Source organism: Vibrio sp. 10N.239.312.C11 (assembly GCF_041466065.1).
In the GTDB taxonomy this organism is placed as follows: Bacteria; Pseudomonadota; Gammaproteobacteria; order Enterobacterales; family Vibrionaceae; genus Vibrio; species Vibrio tasmaniensis_A.
In genome coordinates this window covers 12,612-27,476 of record NZ_JBFSRZ010000061.1, presented here as the reverse complement: position 1 = coordinate 27,476, position 14,865 = coordinate 12,612, and the positions used below count along the sequence as shown (strand labels likewise).

The 14,865-nt window shown below is 41.7% G+C and carries 13 protein-coding genes and 2 pseudogenes; 11 read left to right on the top strand and 4 right to left on the bottom strand.

Annotated elements, in window-relative coordinates:
• Positions 1 to 330: pseudogene (locus AB6D07_RS19940) on the bottom strand (IS3 family transposase); the annotation flags it as partial.
• A gap of 1,445 nt (positions 331 to 1,775) precedes the next feature.
• On the opposite strand from AB6D07_RS19940, the gene AB6D07_RS19935 reads away from it, so the two are divergent.
• Positions 1,776 to 2,822, top strand: coding sequence for a replication initiation protein (locus tag AB6D07_RS19935; RefSeq protein ID WP_017099008.1), 1,047 nt, complete (start codon positions 1,776 to 1,778; stop codon positions 2,820 to 2,822).
• Between the two features lie 191 nt (positions 2,823 to 3,013).
• On the opposite strand, the gene AB6D07_RS19930 is transcribed toward AB6D07_RS19935, so the two are convergent.
• Both AB6D07_RS19930 and AB6D07_RS19925 read right to left on the bottom strand, forming a co-directional pair.
• Complete coding sequence (locus AB6D07_RS19930) at positions 3,014 to 3,967, bottom strand: ParB family protein (protein WP_102258082.1); 954 nt, start codon at positions 3,965 to 3,967, stop codon at positions 3,014 to 3,016.
• Position 3,968: 1 nt separating this feature from the next.
• On the bottom strand, positions 3,969 to 5,216 hold the full coding sequence (locus tag AB6D07_RS19925) for a ParA family protein (RefSeq protein WP_017098231.1): 1,248 nt from the start codon (positions 5,214 to 5,216) through the stop codon (positions 3,969 to 3,971).
• A 663-nt stretch (positions 5,217 to 5,879) separates the two neighbouring features.
• Between AB6D07_RS19925 and AB6D07_RS19920 the strand changes: the two genes are divergently transcribed.
• The 6 genes from AB6D07_RS19920 (at position 5,880) to AB6D07_RS19895 (ending at position 11,440) form a co-directional block, all read left to right on the top strand.
• Complete coding sequence (locus AB6D07_RS19920; protein ID WP_017098234.1) at positions 5,880 to 6,047, top strand: DUF2913 family protein; 168 nt, start codon at positions 5,880 to 5,882, stop codon at positions 6,045 to 6,047.
• Positions 6,048 to 6,111: 64 nt separating this feature from the next.
• A complete protein-coding gene (locus AB6D07_RS19915; RefSeq protein WP_017098235.1) occupies positions 6,112 to 6,390 on the top strand; it encodes a hypothetical protein in 279 nt (92 codons plus the stop codon).
• Positions 6,391 to 6,995: 605 nt separating this feature from the next.
• A complete protein-coding gene (locus AB6D07_RS19910; protein WP_102421416.1) occupies positions 6,996 to 7,505 on the top strand; it encodes a hypothetical protein in 510 nt (169 codons plus the stop codon).
• Between the two features lie 430 nt (positions 7,506 to 7,935).
• Positions 7,936 to 8,355: an Hsp20 family protein gene (locus tag AB6D07_RS19905; protein ID WP_017091829.1), complete on the top strand. Its 420-nt coding sequence runs from the start codon at positions 7,936 to 7,938 to the stop codon at positions 8,353 to 8,355.
• A gap of 178 nt (positions 8,356 to 8,533) precedes the next feature.
• Positions 8,534 to 10,423, top strand: a complete 1,890-nt coding sequence (gene dnaK / locus AB6D07_RS19900) for a molecular chaperone DnaK (protein WP_102258078.1) — start codon at positions 8,534 to 8,536, stop codon at positions 10,421 to 10,423.
• 141 nt (positions 10,424 to 10,564) lie between these two features.
• Positions 10,565 to 11,440, top strand: a complete 876-nt coding sequence (locus AB6D07_RS19895) for a DnaJ C-terminal domain-containing protein (RefSeq protein WP_017096991.1) — start codon at positions 10,565 to 10,567, stop codon at positions 11,438 to 11,440.
• Positions 11,441 to 11,548: 108 nt separating this feature from the next.
• Here the strand turns inward: AB6D07_RS19895 and AB6D07_RS19890 are convergent.
• Positions 11,549 to 12,308, bottom strand: a pseudogene (locus tag AB6D07_RS19890) (transposase); the annotation flags it as partial.
• 670 nt (positions 12,309 to 12,978) lie between these two features.
• Here AB6D07_RS19890 and AB6D07_RS19885 point away from each other — a divergent pair.
• The 4 genes from AB6D07_RS19885 to AB6D07_RS19870 all read left to right on the top strand — a co-directional run bounded on the left by AB6D07_RS19885 (position 12,979) and on the right by AB6D07_RS19870 (position 14,857).
• Positions 12,979 to 13,353 carry a hypothetical protein gene (locus AB6D07_RS19885; RefSeq protein ID WP_017098241.1) on the top strand — a complete coding sequence of 125 codons (375 nt, stop codon included), beginning with the start codon at positions 12,979 to 12,981 and terminating at the stop codon, positions 13,351 to 13,353.
• A gap of 145 nt (positions 13,354 to 13,498) precedes the next feature.
• Positions 13,499 to 14,170, top strand: coding sequence for a site-specific integrase (locus tag AB6D07_RS19880; RefSeq protein ID WP_017098242.1), 672 nt, complete (start codon positions 13,499 to 13,501; stop codon positions 14,168 to 14,170).
• A 79-nt stretch (positions 14,171 to 14,249) separates the two neighbouring features.
• The gene (locus AB6D07_RS19875; protein ID WP_017098243.1) at positions 14,250 to 14,504 is read left to right on the top strand and encodes an AbrB/MazE/SpoVT family DNA-binding domain-containing protein; all 255 of its coding nucleotides are present in this window, start codon (positions 14,250 to 14,252) and stop codon (positions 14,502 to 14,504) included.
• Positions 14,504 to 14,857, top strand: a complete 354-nt coding sequence (locus AB6D07_RS19870) for a type II toxin-antitoxin system PemK/MazF family toxin (RefSeq protein WP_017098244.1) — start codon at positions 14,504 to 14,506, stop codon at positions 14,855 to 14,857. The genes AB6D07_RS19875 and AB6D07_RS19870 overlap by 1 nt, the downstream gene beginning before the upstream one ends.
• Positions 14,858 to 14,865: the final 8 nt, after the last annotated feature.

Sequence of the window (14,865 nt, the reverse complement as noted above, 5' to 3'; positions counted from 1 at the left end):
CAACTCTTTGATTTCAAGTTTGTCAGCTTTAGCCTGCTTCTTTGCTTCAGCTTCCCGCTCTTTACTCGACTTAAACCCTTGCATACATTCGCGGCGCCAGCTTTGGATTTGTTCTGGAAAAAGACCTTTTTCACGATCATATTGGTTGAGTTCACTTTCTGTCATTGAGTAGGTTTTAGCGATAATGGCAAGTTTAGTTTGAGCAGACCACTGCTCTGATGAAGTGTTGGTATTTGGGACGGCGGCTCCTGAATGTCTGAGTTGCTGGCGCCAATGATACAGGGGCGCAGTGCTAATTCCTTCGTCTTCTGACACTTCTTTAACTGACATCGAATATGGAGGTAATAGCTTCTTTTCTTTCTACTGAGATACGAGACACAATTACTCTTTATCGCCCAAACTGGTTAAATTCTAACAGTGACAACTACCCTGCCAGATAGAGATAGCGTACGGTTTCGAGAATGACTTCAGAGGGAAAGTGGCAGCCTTTAAACATGACGATTCAGAGTGTTGAGTGGAAATTGAACAAATCCTAACCTAAAGCTTCAAAGTTTGCGATAGAACCATTTTCAGGTTGTCGAAGAATTGTGTGGGCAAGTTGATGTGGAAGTTGGCCATATTTCAGCAGATAAAATATACGATACCGATGACGTCTATGACGCATTAGCGAGCGAATTTCCAGAAACTGGCATAGCGATTCCTCCCAAAGAAAATCTGTATGCTGACGACGCTCATAACCCTAAAAGGGTGAGCAATTTGGTGGTGTACTCTGCATTAAGTCCCACGCGCAGGCAAAAGACAAAGCAGTATGGAAAACGGAATGTCTCAGATAATGCAATGTAGCGTTACAAAACAATTATTGGCCCCAAATTACACAGTAGAGACTTTAACAATCAACAACAGGAAATGATGCAAGCGGCATCAATATTAAATCGATTTATGCAGCTTGGTATGACCGAGAGCTATCGAGTCGCCTAATGACATCAAAAGACAAAGTGGGTTGATTACGGAAACAAAGCCACTCAGAAGTGGCTGATGAACCGTACTTTTTGTCGCCCCAATATACAACGAGATTAAAAGATCTCCCTCAGATCATATATTGAAGGTTTCTAAACCTAGATTTGTGTATGGACAACTTTCGTGAGGAACGAGCGAATAGTTGTCCATACACAAATCCGACAAAGCAACGCCAAAGCGTTGCCCGTCAGGTTTATGCATTCGTTACTCTCTATGGCACCAATACTTACGGAAATTGGAAGTCCGTAGTAGGAAAGTAGAAAAACATTGATCGATGAACGTTAAGCTAGTTTTTCTAATATTCTTTATTTTATGTGGATAAGTAGTTTTTTTATTTACTAAATTGAGTTTATCCACATTATCCACAATCTCTATAACAGTATATAACCTCTATATGATCTATAATTTATATAAGATCTATAATTGCTAAAAAACACTTTAAAATCATAATGATATTGAGGTTTTGGCAACATATTATTAGTGTGATTGATCTTGTAGTTAGTCTTGTTGATCTTTTAATTAGTCTGGGGGTAACAAGAAATTAGTGTTATTGATCTAAATTTTAGTGTGAAGGTTACATTTTTTTAGTGTCCAAACAGACTTTATCCCATAAGTCTTGATATTGAGTGTTTCATTTTAGTATTTCTATTAAGGTTACAGGAATTTAGTCTAAAATTGTGAATTACGTTCTTGAGGTTACTGAAATTTAGTCTTATCCTTGTACTACACTAATAATCTGTTACCTGAAACTAATTACTATGACTGACCATCGACAGTTGATCACAACTGAAGACTACCGTGAATTGCCTAATGACTTTTTTAAGAAAAGCCATGCTTTAGTTTTTAGCCAGCTAGGACTGACGGCGAGAGAGCATGATACATTTGCACTCTTCCTCTCTCGACTACACGAAGACCATTGGGTTGCGTATCAGGAAGGTCGACACGTATACGCACCTGAATATACGTTTCAATCTGAAGTGTTAAAGGAGTGGTTTGGTCTTTCAGCAAAGCAGCTTTATCCAACATTAAAGCCTATGGCTAAAAGGCTCTCATCGCGCAAAGTAGGCTTAATGAACGATGCTGATCAAGAATTTGATTTTATGCCTCTTTTTAGTCGAGTTGCGTATAAAAAAGGGGCGCTAATTATGGTGCCTAACGCTGAATTAATGGATGCTTATCTTGCTCAGTCAGCTGGCCACGCTCAAATTAACCATTTATCTTTTCGTAGTTTGAAGTCAGAACATTCTAAGCGCCTTTACACTATTCTATCTCGCTTTAAAAAGCCTGGAATGAAGTTGCATGAGCAATCGATAGCGCAATTACATGGTTTATTCGGTCTCTTAGATGAGCAAGGGAAGTTAACCAAATCCAGTTATACCAACAACAAGGTCTTCATGGAACGATGTATTCGTAAGCCAATCGAAGAGCTTGCTTCTAACGAAGAAGTGAGAAAAGAGCTAAGCTTTTTGGTTGATGAAGAGTCTGGATCGTATGGTTATAAAGCTCGTTATCGAGGAAAGAGTATTGTTGCGCTTGAGTTCCTTTTCCAATGGAAGCAAAAAAGTGACAATAAAGGTGAGGCATTGGAAAGAGCAAAGTTAGCTGAAGAGCTAGCACCTGATAACCCGATGTTAAAACTCGCAAAAGAAGCCTTTAATATTGTACTTTCATACCCTGTCAATGGTGAGTTAAGTAAACACCATAAACTCGCCATTGAAAGTGTTAGGATGGGTATTATCGTAATGCCTGCAGATATGCAGTTTGATTCTATTTTCTATCACAGGTTAGAGTTAATGGAATTATGATTTTCAGGTAACAGATTTTTAGTGTTTTGCAGCTAACACTAAAAATTTGTTACCTTCAGTGATACTGATCTCAAGTTTTATATTCATCAACTTTGTTATGACATCTAAATAATGAGGTGGTTTGTTGTTCATAGGGCAAAACAACCCCCATTGTCCCCATTAAAAAACCCGCTCATTGGCGGGGGTGTTATTTACTTATCTTGCACTTTTTCAGAAACAAACCGTATGATATCGTCATACACATCAACGGGCAATCTACTCAATTCAATCTTAAGCCCCCGCTTATCACTGCTGTGAGATACCTTTGCATACTTGTTCTTGTCATCGAACAGCGCTAATGGTTTAGTCTTCCAGCTTATTTTATCTTTACCCTTTAAAAGCTTCGACTCCATCTGAGCAAGAACTTGCTTTTGTTTATCTTCTACAGAGACTAAATTATCTACATCCACCTTAAGTGAACTGATGAAATGTGCCGTTGTAGTACCTTCTTTATCTAACTGCTTTTCCACTTTAGCCAGCTTAGCGTAGTAACCATTTGGGATCCCTTCGCAATCAGGAAAGACCTCAATCAAACGCTGATCAACTGATGCTGCAGCAAAGCGCTTTCGGCAAGTTTCACGTCCAATATTCAGATAGTCAGCTAGTTCATCGAGCTTCGTAAAGCCTTGTGCTTGCATCACGCTTTTGTAATCAGCTCCCAATTCTCGGTAAGATAAGCGCTTTACAGATTGAGTAGTTTGAATAAAAGCGAGCAAATCAGCTTGGTCGATCTCCCCTTCAATAACCCATAGAGGTAAATCTTTTTTAGCATGGATGCAAGTGAAACGGCGACGTGAGCTATCAAGTAACTGGTAAGTGCCCTGCCCGTCTTTGGTCGCGACGCCTTCAGTATGTACGCCCTCTTCCTGAACGCTTGGTAATATATCACGCACAGCATCAAGCGTAAGCGAATCTTGGCGACGTGGATTTAAAGGGTGAATTGCAGTTTTAACTTCAAGTTCATCTGATTTAACCACCACTCTTTCTGCAGTGGCTGTTTTACCGCTAGCAAACGTGAATGTTTTTTTAGGGGGTTCGGCTTTAACTCGTTTTCCTAATTGATTGCCTTGGTTAAAGCCGGTTCGCTTGTCTTGAGGTCGTAACATGTTATAGCCCTTTTGTTGCTAGCTGCTTAATTTCAGTGATGAATTGGTGGTACACGGCATTCACCGATGTCATAGCTAAATCAAATTGTTTACCACTACAAATCTGCTCTGATTTTCGAATATCCAGTACTGTACGGTTGCTTTCCGCAGCCGCGACAAACGCTTCAGAGTGACGGATCGCTGTTGATAATAAATGCCCTTGCGCCGCACGCAGCAATTTATCAAACACTTTAACTTCATGAGCGCTCTTCTCATCGAAGTTCACTGGAAGCAATTTAGCCCACTTTAAATTTTTTCCTTGTGATGGTAATGCTCTAAATGTACCTGGCATAGTGGCCATGTAGTTACTCGTTGAGGCAAAATCAAACTCTCGTGGGGTGACTGGAATCAAGACCGCATCAGCCGCCTCATTCACTGCCCAGAGAATTGGAGAGTTCTGTGGGGGCGTATCGATGAAGATTAGGTCGTACTCTTCTTTAAGTATGGGTAAGATTTTTTCACGCAACACACTCAGCAAATTCCGTTGACCTATTTCATCTTGCCCCCAGTAAGAATCGACAAAGCGTTCGTCTGATGGGAAGGCAGGAATCACATCTAAGTTAGGGAGGTGAGTCTTAAACGGAATCGCTTTAACTAACTCGTCATAACGGTAGTCATTAAGGTATTGAGAAAAATCACCTTCGGGCTCTTGGCCTGCTAGCGCGATATCAACAGCTGTCATGTAGACTGATTCATCGTCGGCTTGATGAATCAGGTTTTGGCCTGTTGAGCCTTGGGGATCTAAATCTATCACTAGGCAGCGTGCATTAAGATTAAGATCAAGCGCAGCAGTGGTCGCTAGGGTTACTGTCGTGGTGGATTTGCCAGTGCCCCCTTTATGGTTTTCCACTACAACGGTTGTCGGTTCAAAGCGCTGGTTGTACTTAGGAAAGTTCATGAACTCCATCATATTGGCGACGTCGAAGCGATTATACAGGTGAGTGCGTCCTTGGATAATAGGAGCGCCAACGACGCCCTGCTCGGTTGCTTCATCTATTCTAGAATTGAAGGTCACACGAGATAAGCCAAACAGCTCTTGAAGCTCTTTCTTCTTCAATGAGTGATTATAGATAAGCCTATCGACACTCCCCTCAATTTCTGTATCAGTTACTTTGATCTGCATACGCTCTTTGATAACGGCTTTCAGATCTGACTGCTCTTGCTGCATACGTTCACAAACAAGTTCTAATGAATCGATGATGGTGGTCATTGGGTGCCCTTAATGCCTTAATTTCATGTAACCAATATAAAGCACTAAAGATACAAATTAAACCTTTTAAGAATATTTTTAATTAATAAAGGTTTAAGTTTGATGGGTGTCTAAACGGGGACAATGGGGGTTGTTTTCAAAACAACCTTATCAAATTACTCTGAATATTATTCTTTCATCTGGTTTAACAGTGGTGGTGCACGAGACTTAATTAAGGGCAATAAGTACGTATTTGAGAGAGCACTAGACGTGATTTTAAAAGAGCGATCTGCTATCGGCGTTGGGAAATTTAAGCAGGTCCGCTTTTAATAGCGGTCTACCAGTAATAGTCGGTGCTCTATTTACGGTTGAATTCAAAGAATTCTTCAACGTACTGAATAAACTTAAATAACGAGATTAACCTTGTTATTCTTAGCGTGTTCAAGTCACGCCTTAATTGTTAATTATGTTTGGGCTGAGGCGCGGTTGTATCACCTTGACTACCTTGAGCTCAGGCTTTTCGGACGTTCTTCCACCGGATTATAAGAGTTAGCGACCATTCATGAGCCTTAACTTAAAGTACTATCAAGCAATAGACCAAACGATTTCAAACGCCTCCCCTCTCGTTATTATTCATTTGACCAAAGCCAAGCCTATTGGCCTACAAAAAAAAGAAATGAGTTTTTGGTAGAGTTCATCAAGCCAAAGATAAAACAGCCTCAATATTCTAAATGTAAGAAAGAGCTGAAGACCATGCTGAGTATAGGCAGGAATGCCAAGGGCCACCTAGAGGAAAATTTATGGCAAATGAACGAAATTAACCTCAATTATCAAGCCAAATTCACTCATTAGGATGAGCTCTACATCATGTTGACCGCTCTCTTTGAACAGCAGTGTTTTGCCTCAATGTTAGAAAATGAAACCTTTTTCTAAGAAGGTTAAAACTCATCGATTAAATACGTTGATTGATAAAGTCCAAGGTACAGGAACCTATCGAGTGGAAGTGGGTCATATTGATGATCAGGAAGTTATTCATCTGCTACTGCATAGGACTGAAAAGCAAATGCTAGTCGATCTGTTGAAAGTTCGGAAATGTCTTGCTGCTCGATTGTTGGTTTATGTCAGTTCTAATAGCGATCCTGATATGAGTGTGGTGATGAAAGCGGTGGAGGGGGGCTGTTGGATGAATGCATGATTCATTCCCTAGGAAACTATACTTATGCTGCAAAGGTATTGGGACTCGATCGTGGCACAGTAAAAAGGAGGTATGAACGCTTTCTCAAAGAGAAAGGTGAGATGAATTGTATAAGGACATAGGTCATGGTTCATTTTCTGGTCGTTATCACTTGATTTTTATCACGTGTGCTTCGTTTTATCTCTAATAGAGTGGTTCTGTTGTTGATGCTTCTTCACTGGGACGTTCTCGCTCCGCTCGGTTTATTCCTTCGTTTTGCTCCTCTGTCGACAACTTGAGTTGCTTTATCGAGCCTGCTCGATGAGCTTCTACGTTCCTGAGAACAATCACCCAAGGCACTTCTCTCTTCGTTCGAGGCACCTCGTCCTCTCTCCTCGTTGATCTCTCTGTCTTTGAATAAGTTCGAATAAGGGCTTGTTTTCTTATGCGCCGATTTCTTTCACTCGCTTCATTTTTGGGTTCGCAGGCTGTTAACCGTCTCTCCCCACAACCTGTTTTTCAAGGGAGGCTTTGCCGCTGTGCGCCCTTGCAAAGCAGAACGATGTTGAGAGAGCGGACAGCCAAGCGGCTCCGAAAAGTGATACTCAAACAGAAAGGAAATTCTCATGGCGCAACAAAACTCAATCCCAACTCTCTCTAATTCAAATTCATCGACCAGCGTTTCGCCGCTGGGGCACGAAAGCTCACCAAAAAATGATATCTCTAGTCCTTTGGCGGTATTGAAGTTGCGCTCTCAAGTCAAAAAGTGTCGTGATGAGGCGAAAAAAAAGTCTGATTGGGTTTCCAAAATCCAGCGTTTGAAAATGTTCAGTCGTCGTCAATCGCCCGAGCAGCAGGCTGATATCGCAGCGTTAAAAGACCAAGGGTTCGTTGAAGCTATCAAGCAGCAGTTTCCGCTATTGGGGTCGCGTCGTTTTGCTTTCCATGAAATCCGTGACTTTTTCATCGAATTAAATGGCGCTGGCTTTGGTGAATGGTTTCTTCACGAGCGAGCGGATCACATCATTCTGTACACCAACTACGGGTCAGTATTTCCAGCATTGCGATTTGTGACAAAGGGGGAGGGGACGTTTAAGTGCTCAGGGTTTTGTTTTGATGTGCGTTTTGGCGCTTAGGGTGTCACATTAAAATACATTATATGCTGACAGATCCAGGCCGCGATTTGGGTTGTGTGTAGGAATGAGCCAGCGAAGAACCTGTTAGATCGAATCTGACAGAATCGAGCTAGCGCTTTTGCTAAATTAACAATTTATAAATGACCAAAAAAACCTAATGTTAGTATTGACAGGTTTCTCTTGGGATAATATTTTAAAAAAACGAACTGACAGATGAAGTTCTTAAGTTGCCCACTTCGCCTTCTTAGGGAAGCTAGGGCAATTGTAATCAAGGAACGTTGACGTTGTAGTATGCGACATTAGCGAGTTCCTTAAACCTGTTAACACCTGGAACATATGTCTTACGGCGCCTACGTGGTGCAATAGAGTCTGTCTCCGGTCTTGGTGTACTAAACACTAAGAACTATTGCTTATTTATGAGGATAGTATTATGCGTAATGTAGATTTTTCTCCGCTATACCGTCATGCCATTGGTTTTGAACGTCTATTTAACCTAGCGGAGAGTAGCACGAATAAGCCATCTTGTAATGGCTACCCTCCATACAACATCGAGCAGAAAGACGAAAACAACTATCGTATTACGATGGCTGTAGCTGGTTTTTCTGAAGATGCACTAACTCTTACCCAGAACGAAAATATGTTAATCGTTTCCGGTGAAGTTCAGCCTGTAGAAACTAAACCTAATTACCTTTATCAAGGGATCGCAGAGCGTAACTTTGAACGTAAATTCCAGATGGCTGACTACGTAACCGTTAAAGCAGCGAGTATGGGAAATGGTTTGCTGCACGTAGACCTCGTCCGTGAAGTCCCAGAAGCAATGCAACCCCGTCAGATCTCAATCCACAAATAATGACTGGGGAAACAGGATCGGATAAGGTGATTTTAGTATTCGATTTTACTAACCTTGTCTAAAAATATTGCTGTTTATCACCACTAGAGTGCAAGACTTAAACGCTTGTACTCATATAGAAGAATAGAATTACATATTTTGCATTAGAAAAAATAATTTTAATAAGAGAGGTCTTATTATGAGTAAAATTATCGGTATTGACTTAGGGACAACAAATTCATGTGTTGCCGTACTTGACGGCGACAAACCTCGCGTACTAGAAAATACTGAAGGCGAACGCACAACAGCCTCGGTAATCGCATACACTGAAGGTGAGACGCTAGTTGGTCAACCTGCGAAGCGTCAAGCGGTTACTAACCCTCAAAACACCCTATTCGCTATCAAGCGTCTAATCGGTCGTCGTTTTGAAGATGAAGAAGTTCAACGCGATATCGAAATCATGCCTTTCAACATTGTTAAGGCTGACAACGGTGATGCCTGGGTTGAAGCGCAAGGCCAAAAAATGGCTGCTCCTCAAGTATCTGCTGAAGTTCTTAAGAAAATGAAGAAAACAGCTGAAGACTTCCTAGGCGAAGAAGTAACTGGCGCAGTTGTTACTGTTCCTGCTTACTTCAACGATGCTCAGCGTCAAGCAACGAAAGATGCTGGTCGTATCGCTGGCCTAGATGTTAAACGGATCATCAACGAACCAACTGCTGCTGCTCTAGCTTACGGTCTAGACAAGCAAGGTGGTGATCGCACTATCGCTGTATACGACCTTGGTGGTGGTACATTCGATATCTCTATCATCGAAATTGATGAAGTAGAAGGTGAGAAAACTTTCGAAGTTCTTTCAACTAACGGTGATACTCACCTTGGTGGTGAAGATTTCGATAACCGCATGATTAACTACCTAGTAGATGAGTTCAAAAAAGAGCAAGGTATCGACCTTAAAACTGATCCACTAGCAATGCAGCGTGTTAAAGAAGCAGCAGAAAAGGCGAAAATCGAGCTTTCTTCTACTACTCAAACTGACGTAAACCTACCTTACGTTACGGCTGATGCGAATGGCCCTAAGCACATGAACATCAAAGTGACTCGAGCGAAGCTTGAGTCTCTAGTTGAAGACCTAGTTCAACGTTCTCTTGAGCCACTAAAAGTAGCTCTTGCAGATGCTGCCCTATCTGTAGGCGAAATCACTGACGTTATCTTAGTGGGTGGTCAAACTCGTATGCCTATGGTTCAAGCTAAAGTAACTGAATTCTTCGGTAAAGAGCCACGTAAAGATGTGAACCCTGACGAAGCTGTTGCAATGGGTGCTGCTGTTCAAGGTGCAGTGCTAGCTGGTGACGTTAAAGATGTTTTACTACTTGACGTTACTCCTCTCTCTTTCGGTATCGAAACGATGGGCGGGGTAATGGCTAAGCTTATCGAGAAAAACACAACTATCCCGACTAAAGCGGTGCAAGTGTTCTCTACAGCTGAAGACAACCAAAGCGCAGTAACTATCCACGTTCTTCAAGGTGAACGAAAGCAAGCGACTTACAACAAGTCTCTTGGTCAGTTCAACCTAGAAGGTATCCAACCAGCTCCACGTGGCATGCCACAAATCGAAGTAACATTCGACCTAGACGCGGATGGGATCCTGAACGTATCTGCTAAAGATAAAGCAACAGGTAAAGAGCAAAAGATCACGATACAAGCATCAGGTGGTTTGTCTGAGGAAGAGATCGAAGCAATGGTACAAGAGGCAGAAGCTAACAAAGAAACGGACAAGAAGTTCGAAGAGCTAGTCATTGCACGTAACCAAGCTGACCAAATGATTCACGGTACTAAGAAGCAAGTAGAAGAAGCGGGTGAAGCTCTACCTGCAGACGAGAAAGTTAAAATCGAAGCGGTTATCGAAGCTCTAGAATTAGCTAAGTCTGGTGACGAAAAAGAAGTGATCGACGCTAAAGTTCAAGAACTTATGCAAGCAGCTCAAAAGCTAATGGAAATTACTCAACAGAAAGCACAAGCACAGCAAGCTGATGAACAACCTAAGCAGGACGACGATGTTGTTGATGCTGAGTTTGAAGAAATGAAGTAACGCCACTGACGGATAATTGCTTTCGAGCTGTTAAACGTTGAGTTATGTATCATGGAGACGTGAACTTATTGGTATTCAGGGCGTAAGAGGTCACTCATACGCCCTTTTTTGTTTGAATGAGAAATTGAGTGAGTTTTTAGCATGTCAAAACGAGATTATTACAGCGTGCTAGGTGTATCTAAGGGAGCCTCGGAGAAAGAGATTAAAAAAGCCTACAAGAAGTTGGCGGTGAAGTATCACCCCGATAAAAATCCCGGAGATGCGACAGCAGAAGCGAATTTCAAAGAAGTAAAAGATGCTTATGAAATTTTAACAGACAAAGAAAAGCGCATTCAGTATGACCAATTTTGTCATACTGAATCTGAGAATCGTGGTTTTGGTGGTCACAGTGGGTTCGAAGACTTCTTTAGTGATGCCTTCCGCCAACGTGGCGGCGGCTTTGGTGGAGGGTTTGAGGATCTCTTCTCACAAACTCGTGGTGGACACGGGCGCCCACGCGGACAAAAAGGTCAAGATCACCAATATACGCTTACTGTAGACTTTATTGATGTGGTTCAAGGGGCTGAAAAAACGGTCGAATTGCTAATCAATGGTAAACAGAAAAAAATCAAAGTTAAGATCCCTTCGGGTATTAAAGATGGTGAAAAGATACGTTACTCCGGTAAAGGTGGTTTAGGCGTTAATGGTGGTCCTTCGGGGGATTTATTATTCATTATTGCAACCAGACCACATGGGTTTCTAGACCGCGATGGTAATGACATTATTTGTCACACCAAAGTTGATATGGTTACTGCGGCTTTAGGGGGGGAAGTTACGGTGAATGTGTTAGACAGTCGCTTTAAACTCAAAATTCCAGCGGGTACTCAAACAGGGCGCAAATTCAAGATGACGGGGAAAGGCGTGACAAGTCGTAAAGGTGAAGCGGGCGATCTATTGGTGGAGGTTCAAGTTGAAATACCCAAAAATCTAACCGATGCACAACGTGAGTTGTTAGAACAATTTGGAGCAACGCTTTAGTCATTTAAAGTAAAATGAACAAAACCAGCTCTAGAGCCAAAGCCGTATAATGTGGGGTTGTATCGCAAAATTATGATGAAGTATAAGTGTACTGGTTTTTAGATGTAATTAGGCTGCTAGTGCGTAAAATTGCTCCCAAGCAGATAAGCCTTCAGGATTATCGAGCTGTCCGTTTTTAATTATCGACCACAGTTCCACGCCTGCCAGGGTGGAACTGGCTCTCTCATACAAATTCCCCCCCTAAACACTGATGTATTTTACCTTTCACTTTCCGGTGACTTTGCTCAACTATATTGTTCAGATATTTAACTTGAAATACTTCAATCAAGTTGAGTCTCTTCTCCGTCAGCCAGAGTTGAACATTGATGTTATGCAGCGCTAACGCGTTGGTACCACTCTTATCGATAACCACTTTTTCTGATAAACCATTATAGCCGATTGCCTTGGTAAAGAAGGCGCGAGCCGCTTTCTCATCATGGCGATCGCAGAGTAAAAAATCAATGACATGGCCGTTCGCTTCTCCCACGACACCAGGAAATGGACTGTTTGTTTGAGGATGTATGGCAGCCACTAGGGGGGCCAAGTTCTTCACTCTTGTCCCGCGCAAGTTTATTGCTTGGCAGTAACCTGCTTGGTAAACCATTTTGTGCAATGGCCTTATTCAGAAAGGCTTTGGCAGCTGCCTCATCACGGTTCGGGCTAAGGTAGTAATCGATCACGTTTCCAAATTTATCGACGGATCGATAGTGGCGTGATCTACAACAACTCTACGCTCAAGCTGTATCTCTTCAATTTCACGATAACTGAGTTTATAGGCGAGATAATAACGTACGGTTTCAAGAACAACTTCAGAAGGAAAGTGACAGCCTTACACATTAAGAATCAGTTTCATGAGTAGAAATCAAGCAAACCTTAACTTAAATCCTCAAAGTTTGCGACAGAACCTAAATTAGTCACCGTACGGTGCTTCTTTCTTGGATTGTATTATCGATCATATGTTAAATTGACAAAATTAGGCTGGCTTTTGCGCGGTAGGGGACGACTCTAGCTACAACCGCTCGAAAGTCAGCCATTTCTCTTTCCATACCCTAGAGTTTTCTCCTGAAAGTTAATTACAGAATTTAGTTAAATGTTAACGGGTTGTGATGTGTTTTGGTTTCGCTTGATTTTTTGATCCTAAACCTCAAAATGATCAGTTTTCTCTAAATTAGTAATACTGACGCCGCTTCGCTCTGTCGGCTTCATACTGACTCTACATGCAAGTATATAGCAGCCAGCATGAACCATATATAAACAAGAACATATTGAAATTATTGATTAATTCAACATTAATCAATTGGTGAGGATGTTTATTGTGTCGTGATGTGATTCTTATTATACTGGTTAGATATCCAGTAAAAAAAGGGCTATTTATGAAAAAAATGTTACTTGCGGTGGGAATATCATCAGCGCTATTGGGCTGTACGAACACTGCAACGCCCCCCCCCTATTACCAATCATATTGAGATTGGTAATAGGGGGGGGCACACAGTGTTATTGTGTTAAATTTTAACAATGCTGAAGCGATGCCTGAGTATCAAACCTACGATGTGTATTTATATTTATCTCAGTTGCCGGAAAGTAAGGGGTTTGAGATTTGCAATTTTGAATATGACAATTGTGGTAGTCAGTACTCCGCCTGGCAACATGTATTACGTCCCGAGCAAAATGGCATTTGGCTTAGTTATGATTTCAAGTTTCCTTTGAGCTTAACGCAAAAATACGATGTGAATTTAGCTAATATTCAAACGATAGCTAATCAGGCGTTTTTAGAATGGGATAAGGCAGAAAGTCTTTATACCAAAGAAGTTTCTATGTCAGGTAAAACAGTTCAAATCGAGTCTTTAACAGCAACAGCCCATCAATTACCTTAACCACTCCAGTATGTAGTATCGTGATCAGTTGATTTCGATACTACGGAACGTTTTCCCCCAAAGCCAGTAATTCCGTGTGATACCATGAACAACACGCTCTAATCTGCTTGTGTGTGTATTTCTGACTCTAAGAGGAAAATACACAATGACTAAAGCTAGAGCCAAAGCAAAAAGCCTTACCCCGTCACAAATCCGCAAGTTACTTGTTCGATGCCAACTAATGCAAAACCCTGAGCTAAAGCGTGTGGTTTTGGCCTTGTCTTTTTCGACTTTGCGAGTCTCTGAACTCGCCCAACTCACAGTTGATGATGTACTGATGCCTACTGGCAAAATTAAAGAAGAGATCTACCTTAGAGCTTCACTGTGTAAACGAAGAAAGCCCCGTTCTATCTGGTTAAGTAAATTAGCCAAACAAATGATCCAAGAGTGGGTTGATTACCGAAAGTCGCACAATTGGGCAACCACTTTTAACAACAGCTACCAGGGACTAAACCCGCTAAGTAAACTTGTGTTGAACAATCGTGCACGTAGCTACTCGATGAAGCGTAAAACTAGAATAAATCAGGCAGGTGAACAGGTTGATTATCAGGCTTGTGATGTACTGGAGTTGATGATCAGGAATATCTATCAGCGGAGCGGATTAAAAGGCTGTAGTAGCCACACAGGGCGTAGAAGTTACGGTTCGAACATGAATGCTCAAGGGATTGAGTTAAACGCAATACAAAGAGCATTAGGCCATGCTGAACCGTCAATGAGTTTGGAGTACATCGACATTTCAACGAACCAATTATCTAAAGCGGCTGAACTAGCATTGTAGTTATAACAATGTTGACACCAAGATTAAAATATATACAATCACTATTGTTATAACAATGTACACACATAGAGGTTGAGATATGCGCACTCAAGTACGAAAAATTGGCAATAGTCTTGGCAACATAATTCCTGCTACGTTCATTCGTCAGCTTGGTTTGGTTGAAGGGGCTGATATTGAGGTTAAAGCCGATGGTAAAAAAATCACTATCGAACCAATCAAACGCCCGAAGAAACGCTTTCCGTTCAGCGAAAAAGAACTTCTGAACGGCTTAGATGCTCATACGGCACATGCTGACGAATTAGCGGTTGTTTCTGGTAAGGAGTTAGGCGAGTAATGGCTCAGTACATCCCTAAACGTAATGACATTATCTGGTTAGATTTTGAACCCGTGAAAGGCAAGGAGATCGGTAAATACCGTCCTGCTCTTGTCCTTTCAAGTAAAGAATATAATCAGCAAACGGGGTTACTTATCTGTTGTCCGATTAGTACCAGTATTCGAGGTCAAGCTACCGAGGTTCCGGTAATGAATTTGGATAAACCTAGTGTCGTGGCATCAAGTTTGATTCAAACACTCTCTTGGAAAGACCGTAACGCGAAGAAGATAACCACCGCTGAAAACGGTGTGATGGAAGATGTTTTACTAAGACTTATCCCGTTGATTGGGGCTGAGTCTCTGTTTGAAGAATAAACGAGGGA

What these genes read in the sequence shown, in the direction of transcription:
- AB6D07_RS19935 (WP_017099008.1), top strand. Translation starts at nt 1,776, where the DNA reads ATGACTGACCATCGACAGTTGATCACAACTGAAGACTACCGTGAATTG.
- AB6D07_RS19930 (WP_102258082.1), bottom strand. Translation starts at nt 3,967, where the DNA reads ATGTTACGACCTCAAGACAAGCGAACCGGCTTTAACCAAGGCAATCAA.
- AB6D07_RS19925 (WP_017098231.1), bottom strand. Translation starts at nt 5,216, where the DNA reads ATGACCACCATCATCGATTCATTAGAACTTGTTTGTGAACGTATGCAG.
- AB6D07_RS19915 (WP_017098235.1), top strand. Translation starts at nt 6,112, where the DNA reads ATGAAACCTTTTTCTAAGAAGGTTAAAACTCATCGATTAAATACGTTG.
- AB6D07_RS19910 (WP_102421416.1), top strand. Translation starts at nt 6,996, where the DNA reads ATGGCGCAACAAAACTCAATCCCAACTCTCTCTAATTCAAATTCATCG.
- AB6D07_RS19905 (WP_017091829.1), top strand. Translation starts at nt 7,936, where the DNA reads ATGCGTAATGTAGATTTTTCTCCGCTATACCGTCATGCCATTGGTTTT.
- dnaK (WP_102258078.1), top strand. Translation starts at nt 8,534, where the DNA reads ATGAGTAAAATTATCGGTATTGACTTAGGGACAACAAATTCATGTGTT.
- AB6D07_RS19895 (WP_017096991.1), top strand. Translation starts at nt 10,565, where the DNA reads ATGTCAAAACGAGATTATTACAGCGTGCTAGGTGTATCTAAGGGAGCC.
- AB6D07_RS19880 (WP_017098242.1), top strand. Translation starts at nt 13,499, where the DNA reads ATGACTAAAGCTAGAGCCAAAGCAAAAAGCCTTACCCCGTCACAAATC.
- AB6D07_RS19875 (WP_017098243.1), top strand. Translation starts at nt 14,250, where the DNA reads ATGCGCACTCAAGTACGAAAAATTGGCAATAGTCTTGGCAACATAATT.
- AB6D07_RS19870 (WP_017098244.1), top strand. Translation starts at nt 14,504, where the DNA reads ATGGCTCAGTACATCCCTAAACGTAATGACATTATCTGGTTAGATTTT.